Source organism: Streptomyces sp. NPDC032091 (assembly GCF_055580265.1).
In genome coordinates this window covers 31,471-51,539 of sequence record NZ_JBVILR010000010.1, presented here as the reverse complement: position 1 = coordinate 51,539, position 20,069 = coordinate 31,471, and the positions used below count along the sequence as shown (strand labels likewise).

The window sequence follows — 20,069 nt, the reverse complement described above, 5'->3', positions numbered from 1 at the left end:
TACTTTCCCGATGAGCGCACGTGGTTTGTACGCGTGTCCGGGCAACCTGGGCGGGGCCTCCCGCCTAGGTTGGTGGGGTGGAGCGATACAGGATGCGTTCGGTACGTCACCCGCAGGTGCCCGCCCCGGCGGTGCGGCGCCCCCGGCCCCCCGCGCCCGCCGGCCGGCGGATGCCGCGGCCCCGGCTGACCGGGCTCGGCGGCGGGCTGTTCGCCTGCGCGGCGATGCTGCTCGTCGCCGGGATCTGCTGGCTGCTCTTCGACTCCTCGCTGTTCGCGTACGGGCTGCTGTTCCAGCCCGTGGCCGCCGCGACCGCCCTGTGGGTGCGCCCGGCCGACCTGATCACCGCGCCGGTGTGCGTGCCGATCGCCTTCGCCGCCGGAGTGTGGCCCGTGTCGGGCGGCTCCGGCGGCTTCGGCGGGGAGCTCATGGGGGTGGTGTCGGCGCTGTCCCTGCACGCCGGGTGGCTGTACGCGGGGACGCTGATCGCCGGGCTGATCTCGCTGGTGCGGCGGGCCGCGCTGAGCGGGCGGCGGAGGGCTGCCAGGAGGGCCGGCAGCAGTTCCGCCGCCTACTGACCCGGACGCCCCCGACGCCCCCAACGACCCCGACGGCCTGTACCGATCACCGGGTCAGGCCGTCGCGTGCCGCCATGGCCGCGCCGACGATGCCCGCGTTGTTCTGGAGCTTCGCCGGGACGATCTCCGCCCGGATGTTCTTCAGCAGGGGCACGAACTTCTCCGGTTTGCGGCTGACGCCGCCGCCGAGGATGAGGAGGTCCGGGGAGAAGAGCATCTCGACGTGCGCCAGGTACTTGTCCAGCCGGCGCGCCCACCGTTCCCAGCTGAGGTCCCCGTCCTCCTTGGCCTTCACCGAGGCCCGGGTCTCCGCGTCGTGGCCCTTGAGCTCCAGGTGGCCCAGCTCGGTGTTGGGCACGAGCCGGCCGTCGCGGAAGAGGGCGCTGCCGATGCCGGTGCCCAGGGTGAGCACGAGGACCGTGCCGGGCACCCCGCGCCCGGCCCCGTACGTCATCTCGGCGACGCCGGCCGCGTCGGCGTCGTTGAGGACGGTCACGGGGCGGCCGCCGAGGCTCTCCGAGAGCAGGGCGGCCGCGTCGAGGCCGATCCAGGCCTTGTCGACGTTGGCCGCCGTCCTGGTCACGCCGTGGGTGACCACTCCGGGGAAGGTGACGCCGATCGGCCCCTCCCAGGAGAAGTGGCGGACGACCTCGACCACGCCTGCGGCCACCCCCTCGGGGGTGGCCGGATGGGGTGTCAGTACCTTGTGGCGCTCCCGCGCCGGTTCGCCGCGTTCCAGGTCCACGGGCGCGCCCTTGATCCCCGTACCGCCGATGTCCACACCGAAGATCTGCATGGACTCACCGTACGAACCCGCCGCCGTCCGGGCTACTCGCCGGCGCCTTCCGCCACCAGTTCGGCCGCCTCGGCGCGCAGGTCGCGGCGCAGTTCCTTCGGCAGCGAGAAGGTGATCGACTCCTCGGCGGTCTTGACGATTTCCACGTCGGCGAAGCCGCGCCCGGCCAGCCACTCCAGGACCTCCTCGACCAGCACCTCCGGCACGGAGGCGCCCGAGGTGAGGCCGACGGTGGTGACGCCCTCCAGCCAGGCCTCGTCGATCTCGTCGGCGAAGTCGACGAGGTGGGCGGCGCGGGCGCCGGCGTCCAGGGCGACCTCGACGAGGCGGATGGAGTTCGAGGAGTTCTTCGAGCCGACGACGATGACGAGGTCGGCGTCGGCGCCCATCGCCTTGACGGCGGCCTGGCGGTTGGAGGTGGCGTAGCAGATGTCGTCGCTGGGCGGGGAGACGAGGAGCGGGAACTTCGTCTTCAGCGCGTCGACCGTCTCCATCGTCTCGTCGACGGAGAGGGTGGTCTGGGAGAGCCAGACGACCTTGGACTCGTCGCGGACCTCGACCTTGGCCACGTCGTCGGGGCCGTCGACGATCGTGATGTGGTCGGGGGCCTCGCCGGAGGTGCCGATGACCTCCTCGTGGCCCTCGTGGCCGATGAGGAGGATGTCGAAGTCCTCGTTCGCGTAGCGGATCGCTTCCTTGTGGACCTTGGTGACCAGCGGGCAGGTCGCGTCGATGGTCGCGAGCCGGCCGCGCGCCGCCTCGTCGTGCACCACGGGTGCCACGCCGTGCGCGGAGAACATGACGATGTTGCCCGGGGGGACCTCTTCCGTCTTCTCGACGAAGATGGCGCCCTTCTTCTGCAGCGTCTGGACGACGTACTTGTTGTGCACGATCTCGTGACGGACGTAGACCGGGGCGCCGTACTGTTCGAGGGCCTTCTCGACGGCGATCACGGCGCGGTCCACGCCCGCGCAGTAACCGCGCGGGGCGGCGAGCAGGACGCGGCGGGAGGCGGGTGCGGGGGCAGTCATACGCTCCATCGTACGGGGGGCTCCAGCAGGCCGGAGGTCCCCCGTCCGGCAGAGACTGGGTCGAACGTCCGTCCTCACCGCCCCCCGGAGGAACGATGGCAGCCGCTGTGGATCCCGGTACGGCCGCGCCTGCGGCGCTGCGACGGAGCCTGGGGTTCCGGGACCTGGTGGTCTACGGGCTGCTCTTCATCGCGCCCATGGCGCCGGTCGGGGTCTTCGGCACGCTGGACGCGAGGTCGCACGGGGCGGTGGCCCTGGTGTACCTCTGCGCGACGGTCGCGATGGGGTTCACGGCGTTCTCGTACGCGCAGATGGTGCGGGTGGCCCCGCTGGCGGGTTCGGTGTTCGCGTACGCCCGCAAGGGGCTGGGCGAGGGGCCGGGGATGATCGCGGGGTGGATGGCGCTGCTGGACTACCTGCTGATCCCGGCGGTGGCGTACCTGTTCTCGGGGATCGCGATGAACGCGCTGGTGCCGGAGGTCTCGCGGTGGGTGTGGACGGCGCTGGCGGTGGGGGCCACGACGCTGCTGAACCTGTGGGGGGTGCGGGCGGCGGCGCGGGTGGGTCTCGCGGTGCTGGCGGTGGAGATCGTGGTGCTGCTGGTGTTCCTGGTGTCGGCGGTGGCGGTGCTGGTGCGGGACGGCGCGCGGCGCGGCTGGCTGTCCCCGCTGACCGGTGACGGCTCGCTGGAGTTCTCGACGGCGGCGGTGGTGGGGGCGGTGTCGGTGGCGGTGCTGTCGTACCTGGGCTTCGACGCGATCGCCTCGTTCGCGGAGGAGGTGACGGGGGGCGGCGAGCGGGTGGCGCGGGCGGTGCTGTTCTGTCTGGCGCTGACGGGGGTGCTGTTCGTGGCGCAGACGTACCTGGCGGCGCTGCTGGCCCCGTTCCCGTCGGCGGAGCTGGCGGCGGATCCGGCGTTGCAGGGGCCGGCGTTCTACGCGGCGGTCGAGGCGTCGGTGGGGGGCTGGCTGCACGACCTGGTGGCGGTGAGCAAGGCGGTGGGGGCGGCGTTCGCGGCGCTGGCGGGGCAGGCGGCGGCGGGCCGGCTGCTGTTCGCGATGGCCCGGGAGCGGCGGCTGCCCGGGGTGCTGGCCCGGACCTCGGGGGGTACGCCGAGGGCGGCGCTGCTGGTGGCGGCGGTGGTGACGCTGGTGGCGGCGGTGTGGGCGGCCCGGCGCGACGACGGGCTGGACCACCTGGTCTCGGTGGTGGACGTGGGGGCGCTGGTGGCGTTCACCCTGTTGCACGCGTCGGTGGTGGGCTGGTTCGTGGTGCGGCGCAGGGAGGGCCCGCCGAGCTGGGGCCGGCACCTGGTGGTGCCGGTGCTGGGGGCGGCGGTGACGGTCGCGGTGATCGTGGAGGCCTCTCCGACGGCGCAGGTGGTGGGGGCGGTGTGGCTGGCGGTGGGGCTGGGGGTGCTGTTCATCCAGCGGGGGCTGACGGGGGCGGGTACGGGGGCCGGTACGGGGGCCGACACCCCGCCCGGGGCCTGAGACGCTGTCAGCGTCGCCGGTTAGCCTGCCTGCATGGGTCTGAATACGTCGGCGGAGGCGCCGCTGCCGGTCGGTCAGGTGTCCCGGCTCATCGGGGGCTGGATCGACCGGCTGGGCCAGGTGTGGGTGGAGGGGCAGATCACGCAGCTGTCCCGGCGGCCGGGGGCGGGGGTGGTGTTCCTGACGCTGCGGGACCCGTCGCACGACATCTCCGTCAGCGTGACGTGTTTCCGGCAGGTCTTCGACGAGGTCGCGGACGTGGTGTCGGAGGGCGCGCGGGTGGTCGTCCTGGCGAAGCCGGAGTGGTACGCGCCGCGCGGGCAGCTGTCCCTGCGGGTGACGGAGATACGGCCCGTCGGGATCGGGGAGCTGCTGGCGCGGCTGGAGCGGCTCAAGCGGTCGCTGGCGTCGGAGGGGCTGTTCGCGCTGGAGCGCAAGAAGCCGCTGCCGTTCCTGCCGCAGCTGATCGGGCTGGTGGTGGGGCGCGCCTCGGCGGCCGAACGGGACGTGCTGGAGAACGCCCGGCGGCGCTGGCCGGCGGTGCGCTTCGAGGTGCGCAACGTGGCGGTGCAGGGGGTGCACGCGGTGCCGCAGGTGGTGCGGGCGGTCAAGGAGCTGGACGCCCTGGACGAGGTGGACGTGATCATCGTGGCGCGGGGCGGCGGCAGTGTGGAGGACCTGCTGCCGTTCTCCGACGAGGAGGTCGTGCGGACGGTCGCGGCGGCCCGTACGCCGGTGGTCTCGGCGATCGGGCACGAGCCGGACTCCCCCCTGCTGGACCTGGTGGCGGACCTGCGGGCCTCCACGCCGACGGACGCGGCGAAGAAGGTGGTCCCGGACGTCGGCGAGGAGCTGGAGCGGGTGCGCCAGCTCCAGGGCCGGGGACTGCGGGCGCTGCGGGGCCTGCTGGAGCGGGAGGAGCGGGGGCTGGCGCAGGCGCTCGCGCGGCCGGTGTTCGTGCATCCGCAGCGGATGGTGGAGACGCGGGAGGACGAGCTGGAGGCGCTGCTGGCGCGCAGCCGGCGCACCCTGGGGCACCTGCTGGACCGGGCGGAGTCGGAGCTGGAGCACACCCGGGCCCGGGTGGTGGCGCTGTCGCCGGCGGCGACGATGGAGCGTGGGTACGCGGTGCTCCAGCGGGCGGACGGGCACGTGGTGCGGGCGCCCGGGGAGGTCGCGCCGGGCGAGGAGCTGCGGGCGCGGGTGGCGGAGGGCGAGTTCGCGGTGTCGGTCGCCGAGGCGGGCTCGCAGGGCGCCGGAGACGGACACGTTCCGGCAACGAAATCGCTGTAACACACATCTACGATGGGACACGGGAATGTCTGAGACCGATACCGCGCTGGGCTACGAGCAGGCCCGCGACGAGCTCGTCGAGGTCGTCCGCAGGCTGGAGGCCGGCGGCACCTCGCTGGAGGAGTCGCTCGCGCTCTGGGAGCGCGGCGAGGAGCTGGCGACGGTCTGCCGGCACTGGCTGGAGGGCGCCCGCGCCCGGCTGGACTCGGCGCTGGCCGCCCGGGAGGCGGCGGAGGCGGGCGGGGACGGCCGCGAGGAGTGATCCGGGTCACCGGCCGAGGAAAGTAGTTGAAATTTCATCTACTTCTGTCCTAAGGTCGGGATACCGCTTCACCTCCGTACAGAAGAAGGCTTACCGATGTCTCTCGTGCTCGACGCCGCTGCCCAGGACCTGCTGTTCCGCGAGGCCCGCACCGCCAACTCGTTCTCCGACGAGCCGGTGACCGACGAGCAGGTCCAGGCCATCTACGACCTGGTGAAGTACGGCCCCACCGCATTCAACGCGACCCCGCTGCGCGTCACGCTGGTCCGCTCCGCCGAGGCCCGCGAGCGCCTGGTGAACCTGATGTCGGACGGCAACAAGGCCAAGACGGCCGCCGCCCCGCTGGTCGCGATCCTCTCCGCGGACAACGAGTTCCACGAGGAGTTCGACACCCTCCTGCCGCACTACCCGCAGGTCAAGGACTTCTTCACCGAGCGCCCGAACCGCGAGCGCTTCGCCGGCATGAACGCCGCGCTGCAGGCCGCCTACTTCATCGTGGGCGTGCGCGCCGCCGGTCTGGCCGCCGGCCCGATGACCGGTGCCGACTTCGAGGGCATCAACAAGGAGTTCCTCGACGGCGACCACTCCGCCCTGATGGTCGTCAACATCGGCAAGCCGGGCGAGGACGCCTTCCACCCCCGCTCCCCGCGCCTGTCCTACGACGAGGTCATCACCACCGTCTGAGCCCACGGCACGACGGCGCCGGCACGACGCCGCAGCCACGCAAAGGCCGCCCGCCCCGGTTTCCCCGGGACGGGCGGCCTTTGCGCGTCGTCACCGACCCTGCTTGAACTCCAGCGCCGCCGCCATCGTGCCCAGCTGCTCGAAGGAGCCCGTCCCGGTGACCACCGTGACGTAGCCCTGTTCCTGGCGGACGAGGGCGTCGTACTTCTCGCCGTCCCAGCGCTCCCACGCCCGGTCGCCGACCTGCTGGGTCTGCCCGGTGGGTGCGGCCTTCTGGGTGAGCTTGTCGAGGTTCTTCTTCGAGGCGTCGGTGGACTGCTCGATCGCCACGTACTGCCGCTCCGGGTCCAGGAAGCCCAGGTGCCAGGCGTTGGCGTTCTTGCGCTCGAAGGTCACCGAGGTGGCCCGCCACTGCTCCGGAAGGCCCACCGGGGCCGCCACCGGGTACGGGGCCGCGCGCCGGGCCGTCAGGGTCTCGACCCGGTAGTCGACCGTGCGCGTCGGGTCGGCTTGGTCGTCGTGCGGGATGAACATGTAGATACCCGCGACCACGACGCCGATCACCGCCAGCGACCGGACCATGTCCCAGACCGTCTGCTTGCCTTTCATACCTGCCACCCCACCATCGTCCCGCATGGCCGACGGCGATCACCGCCGGGGTCGGCGTGGCGGCCGGGGAGGACGGCGCGCGAGGGCGGACGGTGTCCGCTCAGCCGCACCGGCTGACCGATAATGCGCTCATAAGTGACCCGCTCTGCTCAATATGTCGACGAACCGATAGAGTTCCAGCACCCTCACACTCCCGGCCGTCGTCGTACAGAAAGGTGCGCTCCGATGACCGAGCACAACCTGCCGCCCCAGCTCGAAGTCGCCCCCGACTCGCCTGACCGCAACCTCGCCCTCGAACTCGTACGGGTCACCGAGGCTGCGGCGCTCGCCGCGGGCCGGTGGGTCGGCCGCGGCGACAAGATCGGCGCCGACGGCGCCGCGGTCAACGCGATGCGGACCCTGATCTCCACCGTCTCGATGAACGGCGTCGTCGTCATCGGCGAGGGGGAGAAGGACGAAGCCCCCATGCTCTTCAACGGCGAGCGCGTCGGTGACGGCACCGGCGCCGAGGTCGACATCGCCGTGGACCCGATCGACGGCACCACCCTGAACGCCAAGGGCATGCCGAACGCCATCGCCGTCCTGGCCGCCGCCGACCGCGGCACGATGTTCGACCCGTCCGCCGTGTTCTACATGGACAAGCTCGTCACCGGGCCCCAGGCCGCCGACTTCGTGGACATCAACGCCCCCGTCTCGGTCAACATCCGCCGGGTCGCCAAGGCCAAGAGCATCGCCCCCGAGGACGTCACGGTCGTCATCCTGGACCGTCCCCGCCACGAGGGCATCGTCAAGGAGATCCGCGAGACCGGCGCCCGGATCAAGTTCATCTCCGACGGCGACGTCGCCGGCTCCGTCATGGCCGTCCGCGAGGGCACCGGCGTCGACCTGCTCATGGGCATCGGCGGCACCCCCGAGGGCATCATCTCGGCCTGCGCCATAAAGTGCCTCGGCGGCACCATCCAGGGCAAGCTCTGGCCCAAGGACGAGGCCGAGCGCCAGAAGGCCATCGACGCGGGCCACGACCTCGACCGCGTCCTGACCACCAACGACCTGGTGTCCGGCGAGAACGTCTTCTTCGTCGCCACCGGCATCACGGACGGCGAGCTGCTGCGCGGCGTCCACTACCGCTCGGAGACCGCGACCACGTCCTCGCTGGTCATGCGCTCGAAGTCCGGCACGATCCGGCAGATCGACTCCACGCACCGCCTGTCGAAGCTGCGCGCCTACAGCGACATCGACTTCGACCGCGCCCAGTAGGGAGCGGCAGGGCCGGTGACGGCACGATGGAGGGGCGGCCCCCGTGCGGGGGGACCGCCCCTCAGTCGTCTCCTGGGGCCTGCGCGGCCCGCGGGTCAGCCCGCGGCGGCGACCGGCCCGGACGCGCCGGGCAGCAGTTCGGCGGCGCGGCGCCGGCGCCGGCCCAGCACCACCCGCCGTTCGGCGGCGGTCAGCCCGCCCCAGACCCCGTAGGGCTCGGGCTGGAGCAGGGCGTGCTCCCGGCAGGCGACCATCACGGGACAGCGGGCGCAGACCCGCTTGGCGGCCTCCTCGCGGGCCAGCCGCGCCGCGGTCGGCTCCTTGGACGGCGCGAAGAACAGCCCCGCCTCGTCCCTGCGGCACACCGCCTCCGTGTGCCAGGGCCCGTCCTCCTCTTCCCTCGCCGCCACCCGCGGCTTCGGCACGGCGGCCGGACGCGTCTGAAGGCCATGGACGGCGGCTGCCTGCAGGGACTGATGCGGCGGATGCGGCACGGTCTACTCCTGACGACGTATACGCGAGCGAGAGACGATGCACCTGTCCCTACCCGCTGCGCGTGCCGCTATGCACCATGCACGGCGGGCCGGACGCGGTTCGTCCGAAACCCACCCACCGGCGCCGGCCTCAGCCGAGCCGCTTGCGCAGCTTGTCGGCGAGGTCGACGAGGCGGGCGCCGAGCCGGGGACGGGCCTCGATGTTGCCGAGCAGGGAGAAGCCGCGGACGATCACCACCGGCGCCCGGGGGTCGGCGGTCGCGGCCGCGCCGCGCACCTCGAAGTTGCCGAGGACCCCGCTGCCGTAGCCGCGCAGGGTGACGTTCTCCGGGACCAGGATCTCGACGTTGCCGAGCACCGAGACCACGTTGAACTCGGTGACCTGCTGCTCGAACACGGCCTCCGTGAGGTCGATGGTGATGTCGCCGAGGACGGAGACCGCGCGGGTGTGCGGGCCGGGGCGCCAGCGGCCCTTGCGGGCGGAACTGCTGCACACGGCCACCACGGACTCCACCGGGCCGATGCCCGCCGGGGCCGGGGCCGCGGCGGGCGCCGGGCCGTGGGCGGCGGCGCCGGCCGGGAGGTCCCGTACGAGCACCTCCAGCTCCCCCACCGTCTTGACCGCGTAGAGGGTGTCCAGGCGCTCGGAGTGCTCCTCGGCGGTCAGCCGGCCCTCCGCGAGGGCGTCGGAGAGAATCTGGGCGATCCGGTCCCGGTCGGCGTCGGAGGCGCGCAGGCCGCCGGCGGCCGGGGCGGCGGGCGCCTGAGCGGGGTCGGCGGCGGCGGCCGGTGCGGCTGCGGGATGCTTTTCCATGTCCACGTCGGCCAGCATAGCGAGACACGATAGATCGCGATACTGGCCGGTGAGCCCTACCTCACAGACGAGGCCGCGCCGGGAGGTTCTACGCTGGTGAACCGCGCTGCCAAAACGGACGCCAGCGCTGTCTGCCGAGTGAGGATTGGCCACATGCCGGAGTTCGCGTACACCGACCTGCTGCCCTTGGGCGAGGACACCACCCCCTACCGGCTGGTGACCTCCGAGGGCGTCTCGACCTTCGAGGCCGACGGACGTACGTTCCTCAAGGTCGAGCCGGAGGCGCTGCGCAAGCTCGCCGAAGAGGCGATCCACGACATCCAGCACTTCCTGCGCCCCGCGCACCTCGCCCAGCTGCGCCGCATCATCGACGACCCGGAGGCGAGCGCGAACGACAAGTTCGTCGCCCTCGACCTGCTGAAGAACGCCAACATCGCCGCCGCCGGCGTGCTGCCGATGTGCCAGGACACCGGCACGGCGATCGTGATGGGCAAGCGCGGCCAGAACGTCCTGACCGAGGGCGGCGACGAGGAAGCCCTCTCGCGCGGCATCTACGACGCCTACACCCGGCTGAACCTGCGCTACTCGCAGATGGCCCCGCTGACCATGTGGGAGGAGAAGAACACCGGCTCGAACCTGCCCGCGCAGATCGAGCTCTACGCGACCGACGGCGGCGCGTACAAGTTCCTCTTCATGGCCAAGGGCGGCGGCTCGGCCAACAAGTCCTTCCTCTACCAGGAGACCAAGGCGGTCCTCAACGAGGCCTCCATGATGAAGTTCCTGGAGGAGAAGATCCGTTCGCTCGGCACGGCCGCCTGCCCGCCGTACCACCTGGCGATCGTCGTCGGCGGCACCTCCGCCGAGCACGCGCTCAAGACCGCCAAGTACGCCTCCGCCCACTACCTGGACGAGCTCCCCCGCGAGGGCTCCGCGCTGGGCCACGGCTTCCGCGACGAGGCCCTGGAGCAGCAGGTCTTCGAGCTGACGCAGAAGATCGGCATCGGCGCCCAGTTCGGCGGCAAGTACTTCTGCCACGACGTCCGCGTGGTCCGCCTGCCCCGCCACGGCGCCTCCCTCCCGGTCGCCATCGCCGTGTCCTGCTCCGCCGACCGCCAGGCCGTCGCGAAGATCACCGCCGAGGGCGTCTTCCTGGAGCAGCTGGAGACGGACCCGGCGCGCTTCCTGCCGGAGACCACCGACGCGCACCTGGACGAGTCGGCCGACGTGGTCCGCATCGACCTGAACCAGCCGATGGACGACATCCTGGCCACGCTCACCAAGCACCCGGTCAAGACCCGCCTGAGCCTCACCGGCCCCCTGGTCGTGGCCCGCGACATCGCGCACGCCAAGATCAAGGAGCGGCTGGACGCGGGCGAGGGCATGCCGCAGTACCTCAAGGACCACCCGGTGTACTACGCCGGCCCGGCCAAGACCCCCGAGGGCTACGCCTCCGGCTCCTTCGGCCCGACCACGGCCGGCCGCATGGACTCCTACGTCGAGCAGTTCCAGGCGGCGGGCGGCTCCAAGGTGATGCTGGCCAAGGGCAACCGCTCGCAGCAGGTGACCGACGCGTGCGGCGCGCACGGCGGCTTCTACCTCGGCTCGATCGGCGGCCCGGCGGCGCGCCTGGCGCAGGACTGCATCAAGAAGGTCGAGGTCCTGGAGTACGAGGAGCTCGGCATGGAGGCGGTCTGGAAGATCGAGGTCGAGGACTTCCCGGCCTTCATCGTCGTCGACGACAAGGGCAACGACTTCTTCCAGAACCCGGCCCCGGAGCCGACGTTCACCCACATCCCGGTGCGCGGTCCGGGCCTGGGGTAGCGGGCCGCTTGCGGGTCCCCTGACCCGGCGCCGAACGTTCACGCACCCACAGAGCCCCTGGCAGCCGTCAGGGGCTCTGTCGCTGCCCGCCGCACCGAGGGGCAGTACCCGCCCGCCTCACACCGGGTTTCCCGTAACGGAAACTGGAACCCCTTGCGCCTCAGGCCAGTTGGTCGCGAGCATCGTCCGTGAGTAGACGCTGAAGGCCAGGAAGGGACCCCCCCCCCGTGAAGGTCACCAAGCTTGTGAGTACCTGCGACCTCAAGGACTGCCCGACCATCTACGCCACGGACCGGGGCACCCTGCTGGTGCAGGGCGAGACCCCGACCGATCATGGTCTGGAAATTCCTGCGCACGAAACCGTGGTCGAGATCCCGGAACAGCTGATCTTCGATCTCATCCGGAAGGGCCTTCGTGGCGCCTAAGAATCTTGGCGAGCTGTTCGACACCTTCCAGCGGGAGGCGTTCCGCCTGGAGACCCTAGACGACTACGGCAAGTCAGGGAGCGCGGATGCCTATCGGGCGTTCCTTGCCGGCGAAGCCCAGCCACCTGATTACAACGAAGCCTGGGTCTCGGAGCTGCGATCGCATACCGGCAAGGGCAAGCGCATCTACCGCGTGCACGTCCTCTCACGCCCCCTCACTCCGTACCTTCGGTTCGAACTCGGATGGGGTTACAGGAAGAACATGACGGGCGGTGAAGAGTTCTTCATTCTGGACACCACCGACCGCCACAACCCCCTTGAAGGCGTTCCGGATTTCTGGCTGATGGACGGCCTGACAGCCGGAGTGATGAATTACTCGGACGACGGGGCGTTCCTCGGGGCCGAAATCCTCCCCGAGGGGCGTGCAGGGGAGTTCCGCGCGTATCGCGACACGGCCATGGATCATGCCGTGCCATTCTCCGAATGGTGGGCGAAGCACGGCGCGTGAACAGAGGACAGCTGGGGGCCGCACTGCGGGCGCTACGGCTAGCATCCGGCAAGGAGGCAAAGACCGTAGCCCGCAGTGCCGTCATGTCTGCAAGCAAGCTGAGCAAGATCGAGACTGCGAAGGTTGCTCCGTCCGTAGGGGACGTTGAGCGCATCCTCACAGCCATCGGCGTCTCGGATGAAGTCAAGGAAGAGTATCTAGAGGCCGTCAGGGCAGCAGCGACAGAGGCCACAGCGTGGCGACTCGTCCGCCGCATGGGAGTACACAAGGCCCAGCAGCAGACAAGAGCCCTTGAAGCCCAAATGGCACTACTGAGACTCTTCCAGCCGGCTTTGGTCCCCGGGCTGCTTCAAACGCCGGAATACATCAGAGCCATTCTGTCGCGTCATGACCTCGGCGAGGACGTACTCACCAAGACCATCAGCGCCCGCCTCGAACGCCAACAGGCGCTCTACGACTCATCCAAGGAACTCCACTTCGTCATTACAGAACCCGTCCTCCGTTGGCGAATCGTGACGGCTTCCAGGATGGCGGAGCAAATAGATCGGATCGTTTCCCTCTCGCGCCTACCTCACATAGACATTCGGATCGTCCCGTTGTCCTTGCGGCAGTACGACATACCTAATCACGCCTTCGTCATCCGGGACGACCGAACCGTCACCGTCGAGACCACGCACGCCGAAATAGTGGTTACAGACCCGAGAGACGTGGCCCTCTACGTCCGCAAGTTCGAGGGATTTTCCGCCACAGCACTTTCCGGCGACGAGGCACGCACGATGCTTGAGAGCCTTCGGGAAGAGTTTTTGCGCGAACAGGAAACCGGCTAGAACCTGGCCCCGCACCCCGGCACCATTGGTTGCCGGTTCCCGGAGTGGCGAGGGGTGCGAAATGGCGACCAGGACGGACACGTTCGAATACGCAACCTTCACCGAAAAGCGCGAGACGTGCCCGTCGTGCAGCATGCCCATCCCCCTTCACCAGATCGCCCGGAGGGGAATGCTCGGCCAGAAGGACGGCCCGCCGAGGGTGGCCTATTGGCACACCCGGTGCGTGAACGCGGACGGGACGCGCCGATGACGCGCTCAGTCCTCCGGTACGTCGAGCACCGGATTATCAGAGATCCCGAGACCGCACCCACGGTGGTGGCGAGCTGCCTCTACAAGGAGTGCGGCTGGGCGGCCGTGCCCGGCCCGGATGTGGCCCAGGTCGACCGGCAGTGCATGGCGCACACGGGTCTCAACGCTGGTCACGGCCGCTTTCTCCGAGGGTTCGAGGACGTCGCCCTTGTCCATCGGGTCGCTACGACCTGACACAGGCCCCCGTCCCGACGGGGCGGGTAGCAGGCAAGCCACGACAGGAAGGGGGTGATCCGAGATGCGCGTATACGACCCGGGCGACAAGTCCGGCGGTACCGGCGGGGACCAGTTCCCGCCCCCGCCTGCCGCCTGACCTCACCCACAACAGAAGGAGTCTCGCTATGACGATCACGGTCGAAAGCCCCGTCGCCTTACGGCGCGGGCGGGACCTCGTCAGTCCCGAGCTGTTCGAGAAGGTGTCCGAGTTCTGCGCCGAGGAGTACGGGCACGAACTGGCCACGGCCCGCAACATCGTGGACCAGGCCCTTGCCTTCCTCAAGGTCATGGGCGACACCCGCGCGTTCGACATGACCCCCTCCCAGGTCGTTGACCCGGGCTGGCACTCGTTCGCGCTCCACACCCGCGCTTACGCCGCGTGGTGCCAGGAACAGTTCGGCTACTTCCTGGACCACGAACCGAAGGCCACCGTCCGCACGCGGCCGTTGATCGGCTCCGTGGTCGAACGCGTCAAGGCGGCCGGCTTCTACGTCGACGAGCGGATGTGGGGCGCCGCGAAGGACTGCAACCCCCCGGCCTGCTGCGGCGACGGCGACGGCTGCTGACTCGCTCCCAGGATACGCGGGTCAGGTCGTGATCCGCTCGTACGAAGGAGGACCCGGGCACGTCTCAGGTACCCGGGTCCTCCCCTCAGCAAAGGTACCGCCCATGGCATCTGACGAGGGTCTGACCGGAATCAGCAGAGTCACTGTGTTCGCCATGTTCGGCGTGGTCTTCGGCTACGCAACGCACCACCTGGACGAACGGCGCATCGGAGATGTCGCGATCGTCGGCCCCCTGACTCCCGGCGTTGAGTGGGGCCGCCTGTGGCAGATGGCCCGCACCTGTGGACGGCCCACGGCTAGTGAGACGGAGCTAGCGCAATGGGTGCTCACCCAGGCCACCCGCGCCTTCGTCTGCGGCAGCGACCGCATCGCGCAATTCCCTGAACAGTGCTGGAAGTTGGAGCCAGGTGGGAAGCGCGTCCGATTCGAAGCGACGTACGCCAACCGTGACCAGCTGTGGACGGGGAACCTGACCGTGGAAGGGCTAACCCCGGAACAGGTGGCGGAGCGTCCTACGATTTACAACGCCTAGGCGAGAGCCCGTAGACGGAAATGCAGAAATCCCCCGCACCCATTTTGGGTGCGGGGGACTTCTCTTGCAGCCGGCCTAGCTGGCAGCAGCCTTGATGACCTGCATCGAGGAAGCCTCGGCGACAGACACACCAGCCATACGCATGGTCAGCTTGAAACCGACCTGGTCCTTCTCGAAGCGAGCGTCTTCACTGATTCGCACCCTGGCTTCACAGCGGACACCGACAACGATTCGAGAAGCGTCAGCGACAATCACAGTCTTAGGGGGAAGGAAGGCACTCGGCAGAATAGGGAACGCGGGTTCGTTCAGGCGGCCCAGAAAGTCATGGGGTCGCATCTTTCGTAGCGATCCGGTCGAATGGCGGCAGTCGTTAGAACTATGATCTTCTGTTGCCTCGGCTAAGGTTACACGGCCCGCAGGCCGGGGCAAAGGTCTGTTCCCGTCGCTTCGCTCCAGCCTTGGCGCGCAATACGCACTGGGAGCCAAGGGGGAAGAGCCGCTTGCAGCGACTGCACAGACAGAGGCAATAGTTACCCCGAGAGGCGCCCGTCGCAGAGCACCTCTGATTCCGAGCCGAACGACTTCTTCCAGAACCCGGCCCCGGAGCCGACGTTCACCCACATCCCGGTGCGCGGTCCGGGCCTGTAGTCCGCGGCGCCGAGGGCCCCTCCCCCGTTCGGGGGAGGGGGCCTCGCGCATGTTCGGCCCAGGGGCAGACGCCCTGCCGGGGGCTCGCGGCGAGGCTGTTGCCACACGGAAACGGCCCGCCCCTCCAAGGAGTCCACCCATGAAGAACCGTACGCGCGCCCTCGCCCTGGCCGGCTCGGCCGCCCTCGTCGCCACCCTGGTCGGCGCCGCCCCGGCCCCGGCCGCGCCCGCCGCGCCCAGGGTCGCCTCGGTGCACGGCGGCGGGACGGTCTCCTACCCGTACGTGCCCCGGGAGCACGACATCCGCTTCACGGTCGACGCGGAGCAGGTGCCGTGGAGCCGGCCGTTCCCGGGAGGCGGGGAGCAGGGCATGCCGGTCGACGCGCGCGGCAGGGTGACGGTGTACCACGCCATGCCGGACCAGCACGTCACCGCCGTGGCCGAGGCGCAGGTGGACTGCCTGGTCACCGGCGGGAAGACGGCGGTGGTCACGGCGGTGGTGACCTCGTCGAACGTCGGCTGGGAGGGCCGGCGGATCGGCATCAGCGTCCAGGACGGCGAGCACGGCGCCCCGGACCGGGTCGGCTTCTCCTGGGGCATCGCCAACGTGGACGTGAAGCCGGACGGGACGCCGGAGGCGCCCCGGGTGGGGACCTGCATGGCCCCGGCCCCCTTCACGGAGGTGGTGAAGGGCGGCTTCAAGGTCACCCCGGCCCCGCTGGCTCCGCGCCCCGCGAAGCCGTGACGCGGGCGGGGCCCGGGCGGTGAGCGGGCGGTGGCCGGGTTAACGTCGGGGTCACAGGCCCGCACCTGGCCGTTCACCCCGGTTCGCAAGGATTCCCGCATGGCAGCGACGACCCCCTCCCCCGACTCCGCCGGCGCGATCCGCGTGGTCGCGCACCGCGGGGCCTCCCACGAGTTCCCCGAGCACACCCTCGGGGCCTACCGGCAGGCCATCGCCGACGGGGCCGACGCCCTGGAGTGCGACGTGCGGCTGAGCGCCGACGGGCGGCTGGTGTGCGTCCACGACCGGACGGTGGAGCGGACCTCCGACGGGCGCGGGGTGGTCTCCGAGCTGACGTACGAGGAGCTGGCCGCGTTCGACTTCGGCGGCTGGAAGGGCGAGGAGCACCGGGGTGCGCGGGTGCTGCTCTTCGAGGACCTGCTGAAGGAGGCCCTGGCGGCGGAGCGGCCGGTGGGGCTGGCCGTGGAGACCAAGCACCCGACCCGGGCCGGTGGCCGTCTGGAGGCGGAGCTGGTGCGGGTCCTGAAGGAGTACGGGCTCGCGGACGGGGCCGACGGCCGCGTCGAGGTGATGAGCTTCTCGCGCAACGCGCTGACCCGGCTGCACCGGCTGGCGCCCGGGCTGCCCGCCGTGTACCTGATCGAGCGGCAGCTGCGGGCGCCGCGCCCGCCGTTCGCGGGCCACGCCGGTCCGGGGATCGACCTGGTGCGCCGGGATCCGGGGCTGGTGGGGCGGCTGAGGGCCAAGGGGCTGCGGGTGCGGGTGTGGACCGTGGACGAGCCCGAGGACGTGGAGCTGTGCGTACGCCTCGGGGTGGAGACGATCATCACCAACCGGCCCCGGGCCGTACGCGAGCAGCTCGAAGCCCGGGGGGCCGGCGTCGGGGCGGCCGGCGCCCGGTAGCGGCCGCGTGCCGGGGCCGGACCGGTGGGGGCGCCCCCGGAGTGCGTGGGGACGCCCCCTTCGCCCTTGCCACTCTGCCGGAGCGCTCGCGAACGAGCCCGAGCGCGCCCGGACGCGGCCGGACGCGCCCGGGGGTCCGGGCTCAGGCGAAGCGCTGGGCGGCCGAGCCGTTGCAGGGCTGCAGGCGCAGCTGGTCGTGGGCGGCGGCGACGGTCAGGCACATGCCGGGGGCGGCGGCGGGGTGCAGGGCGGCGCCGTCGCGGACGAACTGCTGGTTGGCGCCGCCGTGGCAGTTCCAGAGGATGAGGCCGGCGCCGGCCCCGTAGTTCGCTCCGGGGACGTCGACACAGCGGTCCTGGGTGAGCTCGACGTGGACGGACTTGTTCGCGGCGTCGTACCACCAGCCCTGGTTGCGGCCGCCGTGGCAGTCCCAGCCGACCACCTTGGTGCTGTTGGCGCTGGAGCCGCCGAAGGTGTCGAGGCAGTTGCCGGTGGCCTCGTTCCGCAGGGGCTTGTAGAGGTCGTCCCAGGCGCCGGCCTGGAGGACGGGGGTGCCGGTGCTGGCGGGGTCGGCGCAGGAGGCCTCGCGCAGGCCGGAGGCGTAGAGCTGGGTGAGGCAGGCGGCGAAGGCGCCGTGGCCACGGTAGTTGGGGTGGAAGGACTGGCGGGCGGTGTTCTCGTCCCAGGGGAAGTGGTCCCCGAGGTCGAGGTAGAGGCCGCGGGCCCAGGCGTCCTCCATGCAGACCTCGTGGCCGTGGAAGAGCCGCGAGTCGTCCAGGTAGGTGGCGCCGGCGGCGAGGGCGGCGGTGCGCATGCCCTTCTCGAAGGTGGGGACGGCGTGGTTGCGGCCCCAGGCGGCGTCGGAGTCGTAGCCGGCGCAGCCTCCGGGGAGCTTGCCGGGGAAGTTCGGGTTGTCGTTGAAGTCGGGGCCGATGGGGCTGGGGTAGCCCATCACGACGAGCTTGTAGTCGGAGTCGGCGTAGCCGGCGTCGCGCATGACGGTCTTGAGGTCGCCGATGGTGGCCTCGACCTTGGGCACCAGTCCGTCGACGCGGGACTGCCAGCCGGGGCCGTACTTGGGTTCGCAGGTGCCCTGGCTGAGCACCCAGCGGGTGACGCAGTCGGTCATGACTGGGCCGAACTGGAGGTCGTCGTTGGCGCCGGCGACCAGCAGCACCATCTTGATCTTCGTGTTGCGGGCCTTGATGGCCAGGTTGTCGCTCTGCACCAGTTCGTCGGCGTACTGCTTGCTGCCGCCGATGCGGATGTTGCCGGTGTAGCCGCCGGAGCAGGCGACGTTGAAGGTCAGGTCGGCCGGGATGCCGGTGCGGTGGATCGCGGAGTCCGGCGAGCGGTGGCACTGGTTGGCGGCGGTGTTGGTGGCGGGGTCGTAGCTGCCGACGCCCTCGCCCGAGATCTCGCTGTCGCCGAGGGAGATGAGCCCGGTCTTCCGTTCGGCGAGGGGGCGGATGGCCGGGTCCCCGTAGATCTTGGTGGCCTCCGCGGCGCGGATGGCTTCGAGTTCCGGTGAGAGGGGCGTGATCGCGCCGGATGCGGCGGGGGCCGCTTCGGCCACGGGGGTGACTGCGGTGAGGCCCCCGAGGGCGGCCGCGACCGCCGCGACCGCCGCGAATGTACATCTGAGCCTGGAGTGGGTTCGCGAACGAGCCATGTACTGCCTCCCCGATAGCGGTGTTACCCCCGGTATTTACTGGCCGGTAGGGGAGATGGGAACAGTCCGAACAAGACAATTGCTCAACTTTCTGAGGAGGATGTGAAGATGACCGACGATCAGAAGTCCACGGCGTTCCGCACCGAGCACGACTCCATGGGTGAGGTACGGGTCCCCGCCCACGCCAAATGGCGGGCCCAGACCCAGCGGGCCGTGGAGAACTTCCCGCTCTCCGGGCAGCGCATCGAGCGGGCCCACATCGAGGCCCTGGCCCGGATCAAGGCGGCCGCCGCCCTGGTCAACGCGGAGCTGGGGGTGCTGGACGAGGAGACCGCGGGGGCCATCCGGTCCGCCGCGGCGGAGGTCGCCGAGGGCCGCTGGGACGAGCACTTCCCCGTCGACGTCTTCCAGACCGGCTCGGGCACCTCGTCCAACATGAACACCAACGAGGTGATCGCCACCCTGGCCACCGAGCGGCTCGGGCGCGAGGTCCACCCCAACGACCACGTCAACGCCTCGCAGAGCTCCAACGACGTCTTCCCGTCGTCCATCCACATCGCCGCCACCGCCGCCGTCACCCACGACCTGGTCCCCGCCCTGCGCCACCTGGAGCTGGCCCTGGAGCGCAAGGCCGCCGAGTTCGCCGAGGTGGTCAAGTCCGGGCGCACGCACCTGATGGACGCCACCCCCGTCACCCTGGGCCAGGAGTTCGGCGGGTACGCCGCCCAGATCCGCTACGGCATCGAGCGCCTGCACGCCGCCCTGCCCAGGCTGGCCGAGCTGCCGCTGGGCGGCACGGCCGTGGGCACCGGGATCAACACCCCGCCCGGGTTCTCGGCGGCCGTGATCGCCGAGGTGGCGCGGGCCACCGGGCTGCCGCTGACCGAGGCGCGCGACCACTTCGAGGCCCAAGGGGCGCGGGACGCGCTGGTGGAGACCTCGGGGATGCTCCGGACGATCGCCGTCTCGCTCACCAAGATCTGCAACGATCTGCGCTGGATGGCCTCCGGACCGCGCACCGGATTGGCCGAAATCAATCTGCCGGATCTCCAGCCGGGGTCCTCGATCATGCCCGGAAAGGTGAATCCGGTCGTCCCCGAGGCCCTGCTGATGATCGCCGCACAGGTGACGGGCAACGACACCGCCGTCACCGTGGCGGGCGCGGCCGGCAACTTCGAGCTCAACGTGATGCTCCCGGTGATGGCCCGCAACCTCCTCGAATCGATCCGCCTGCTGGCGAACGGCAGCCGCCTGCTGGCCGACCGCACCGTGGAGGGGATCACCGCCAACGCCGGGCGGGCCAGGGAGTACGCCGAGTCCTCCCCCTCGGTGGTGACCCCGCTCAACCGCTACATCGGCTACGAGGAGGCCGCCAAGGTCGCCAAGCGCTCCCTCGCCGAACGCAAGACCATCCGGGAGGTCGTCCTGGAGTCCGGCTACGTGGACCGGGGCGCGCTGACGCTCCAGCAGCTGGACGAGGCCCTGGACGTCCTGCGGATGACCCGCCCCTGACACCTCCCCGGGCCTCCCCCGGCCCTCGGGGACAGGGGCCGAATCCGGTCGTTTCCGCCCCCCGCCCCCCTCCG

General features: G+C 70.8%; 22 protein-coding genes. 16 read left to right on the top strand and 6 right to left on the bottom strand.

Features of this window, described 5'->3' with window-relative positions; translation table 11 throughout:
- The first annotated feature begins 92 nt into the window (after nt 1–92).
- A complete protein-coding gene (locus ACZ5NJ_RS18105; protein ID WP_468766021.1) occupies nt 93–578 on the top strand; it encodes a DUF6542 domain-containing protein in 486 nt (161 codons plus the stop codon).
- 46 nt (nt 579–624) lie between these two features.
- Here ACZ5NJ_RS18105 and ppgK read toward each other — a convergent pair whose 3' ends face one another.
- On the bottom strand, nt 625–1,374 hold the full coding sequence (gene ppgK / locus ACZ5NJ_RS18100; protein ID WP_468766020.1) for a polyphosphate--glucose phosphotransferase: 750 nt from the start codon (nt 1,372–1,374) through the stop codon (nt 625–627).
- Between the two features lie 32 nt (nt 1,375–1,406).
- Nucleotides 1,407–2,414, bottom strand: coding sequence for a 4-hydroxy-3-methylbut-2-enyl diphosphate reductase (locus ACZ5NJ_RS18095; RefSeq protein WP_468766019.1), 1,008 nt, complete (start codon nt 2,412–2,414; stop codon nt 1,407–1,409).
- 86 nt (nt 2,415–2,500) lie between these two features.
- Here ACZ5NJ_RS18095 and ACZ5NJ_RS18090 point away from each other — a divergent pair, with 86 nt between their 5' ends.
- From ACZ5NJ_RS18090 to ACZ5NJ_RS18075, 4 genes are all read left to right on the top strand, one after another.
- The gene (locus ACZ5NJ_RS18090; RefSeq protein ID WP_468766017.1) at nt 2,501–3,898 is read left to right on the top strand and encodes an APC family permease; all 1,398 of its coding nucleotides are present in this window, start codon (nt 2,501–2,503) and stop codon (nt 3,896–3,898) included.
- A gap of 33 nt (nt 3,899–3,931) precedes the next feature.
- Complete coding sequence (gene xseA / locus ACZ5NJ_RS18085) at nt 3,932–5,191, top strand: exodeoxyribonuclease VII large subunit (RefSeq protein ID WP_468766016.1); 1,260 nt, start codon at nt 3,932–3,934, stop codon at nt 5,189–5,191.
- Nucleotides 5,192–5,216: 25 nt separating this feature from the next.
- The gene (locus ACZ5NJ_RS18080) at nt 5,217–5,453 is read left to right on the top strand and encodes an exodeoxyribonuclease VII small subunit (protein ID WP_468766014.1); all 237 of its coding nucleotides are present in this window, start codon (nt 5,217–5,219) and stop codon (nt 5,451–5,453) included.
- Nucleotides 5,454–5,549: 96 nt separating this feature from the next.
- Complete coding sequence (locus ACZ5NJ_RS18075) at nt 5,550–6,137, top strand: malonic semialdehyde reductase (protein ID WP_468766013.1); 588 nt, start codon at nt 5,550–5,552, stop codon at nt 6,135–6,137.
- 90 nt (nt 6,138–6,227) lie between these two features.
- Here ACZ5NJ_RS18075 and ACZ5NJ_RS18070 read toward each other — a convergent pair whose 3' ends face one another.
- Nucleotides 6,228–6,746, bottom strand: a complete 519-nt coding sequence (locus ACZ5NJ_RS18070) for a DUF4245 domain-containing protein (RefSeq protein WP_468766197.1) — start codon at nt 6,744–6,746, stop codon at nt 6,228–6,230.
- Between the two features lie 225 nt (nt 6,747–6,971).
- Between ACZ5NJ_RS18070 and glpX the strand changes: the two genes are divergently transcribed.
- Nucleotides 6,972–8,003: a class II fructose-bisphosphatase gene (gene glpX, locus ACZ5NJ_RS18065; RefSeq protein WP_468766012.1), complete on the top strand. Its 1,032-nt coding sequence runs from the start codon at nt 6,972–6,974 to the stop codon at nt 8,001–8,003.
- A gap of 95 nt (nt 8,004–8,098) precedes the next feature.
- Here glpX and ACZ5NJ_RS18060 read toward each other — a convergent pair whose 3' ends face one another.
- Both ACZ5NJ_RS18060 and ACZ5NJ_RS18055 read right to left on the bottom strand, forming a co-directional pair.
- On the bottom strand, nt 8,099–8,497 hold the full coding sequence (locus ACZ5NJ_RS18060; protein WP_468766011.1) for a WhiB family transcriptional regulator: 399 nt from the start codon (nt 8,495–8,497) through the stop codon (nt 8,099–8,101).
- A gap of 130 nt (nt 8,498–8,627) precedes the next feature.
- Nucleotides 8,628–9,317, bottom strand: coding sequence for a DUF1707 SHOCT-like domain-containing protein (locus ACZ5NJ_RS18055; RefSeq protein WP_468766010.1), 690 nt, complete (start codon nt 9,315–9,317; stop codon nt 8,628–8,630).
- Between the two features lie 147 nt (nt 9,318–9,464).
- Here ACZ5NJ_RS18055 and ACZ5NJ_RS18050 point away from each other — a divergent pair, with 147 nt between their 5' ends.
- The 9 genes from ACZ5NJ_RS18050 to ACZ5NJ_RS18010 all read left to right on the top strand — a co-directional run bounded on the left by ACZ5NJ_RS18050 (nt 9,465) and on the right by ACZ5NJ_RS18010 (nt 16,811).
- The gene (locus tag ACZ5NJ_RS18050; protein WP_468766009.1) at nt 9,465–11,132 is read left to right on the top strand and encodes a fumarate hydratase; all 1,668 of its coding nucleotides are present in this window, start codon (nt 9,465–9,467) and stop codon (nt 11,130–11,132) included.
- Between the two features lie 227 nt (nt 11,133–11,359).
- Nucleotides 11,360–11,557, top strand: coding sequence for a hypothetical protein (locus ACZ5NJ_RS18045; protein ID WP_042816229.1), 198 nt, complete (start codon nt 11,360–11,362; stop codon nt 11,555–11,557).
- Nucleotides 11,547–12,065 carry a DUF6879 family protein gene (locus ACZ5NJ_RS18040; protein ID WP_468766007.1) on the top strand — a complete coding sequence of 173 codons (519 nt, stop codon included), beginning with the start codon at nt 11,547–11,549 and terminating at the stop codon, nt 12,063–12,065. Before ACZ5NJ_RS18045 ends, ACZ5NJ_RS18040 begins: the two co-directional genes overlap by 11 nt.
- On the top strand, nt 12,062–12,892 hold the full coding sequence (locus tag ACZ5NJ_RS18035) for a helix-turn-helix domain-containing protein (protein WP_468766006.1): 831 nt from the start codon (nt 12,062–12,064) through the stop codon (nt 12,890–12,892). The genes ACZ5NJ_RS18040 and ACZ5NJ_RS18035 overlap by 4 nt, the downstream gene beginning before the upstream one ends.
- Nucleotides 12,893–13,138: 246 nt before the next feature.
- Nucleotides 13,139–13,375, top strand: a complete 237-nt coding sequence (locus ACZ5NJ_RS18030) for a DUF7848 domain-containing protein (RefSeq protein WP_468766005.1) — start codon at nt 13,139–13,141, stop codon at nt 13,373–13,375.
- A gap of 167 nt (nt 13,376–13,542) precedes the next feature.
- The gene (locus tag ACZ5NJ_RS18025) at nt 13,543–13,983 is read left to right on the top strand and encodes a glycine-rich domain-containing protein (RefSeq protein WP_468766004.1); all 441 of its coding nucleotides are present in this window, start codon (nt 13,543–13,545) and stop codon (nt 13,981–13,983) included.
- Nucleotides 13,984–14,086: 103 nt separating this feature from the next.
- On the top strand, nt 14,087–14,515 hold the full coding sequence (locus ACZ5NJ_RS18020) for a hypothetical protein (RefSeq protein ID WP_468766003.1): 429 nt from the start codon (nt 14,087–14,089) through the stop codon (nt 14,513–14,515).
- Nucleotides 14,516–15,302: 787 nt separating this feature from the next.
- Nucleotides 15,303–15,908, top strand: coding sequence for a hypothetical protein (locus ACZ5NJ_RS18015; protein ID WP_468766001.1), 606 nt, complete (start codon nt 15,303–15,305; stop codon nt 15,906–15,908).
- 99 nt (nt 15,909–16,007) lie between these two features.
- Nucleotides 16,008–16,811 (top strand): glycerophosphodiester phosphodiesterase, encoded by an 804-nt coding sequence (locus tag ACZ5NJ_RS18010; protein ID WP_468766000.1) that lies wholly within the window; start codon nt 16,008–16,010, stop codon nt 16,809–16,811.
- Nucleotides 16,812–16,953: 142 nt separating this feature from the next.
- On the opposite strand, the gene ACZ5NJ_RS18005 is transcribed toward ACZ5NJ_RS18010, so the two are convergent.
- Nucleotides 16,954–18,483 (bottom strand): ricin-type beta-trefoil lectin domain protein, encoded by a 1,530-nt coding sequence (locus tag ACZ5NJ_RS18005; RefSeq protein WP_468765999.1) that lies wholly within the window; start codon nt 18,481–18,483, stop codon nt 16,954–16,956.
- Between the two features lie 108 nt (nt 18,484–18,591).
- Between ACZ5NJ_RS18005 and ACZ5NJ_RS18000 the strand changes: the two genes are divergently transcribed.
- Entirely contained in the window at nt 18,592–19,995 is a 1,404-nt protein-coding gene (locus tag ACZ5NJ_RS18000) for a class II fumarate hydratase (RefSeq protein WP_468765997.1), read from the top strand.
- Nucleotides 19,996–20,069 lie beyond the last annotated feature (74 nt).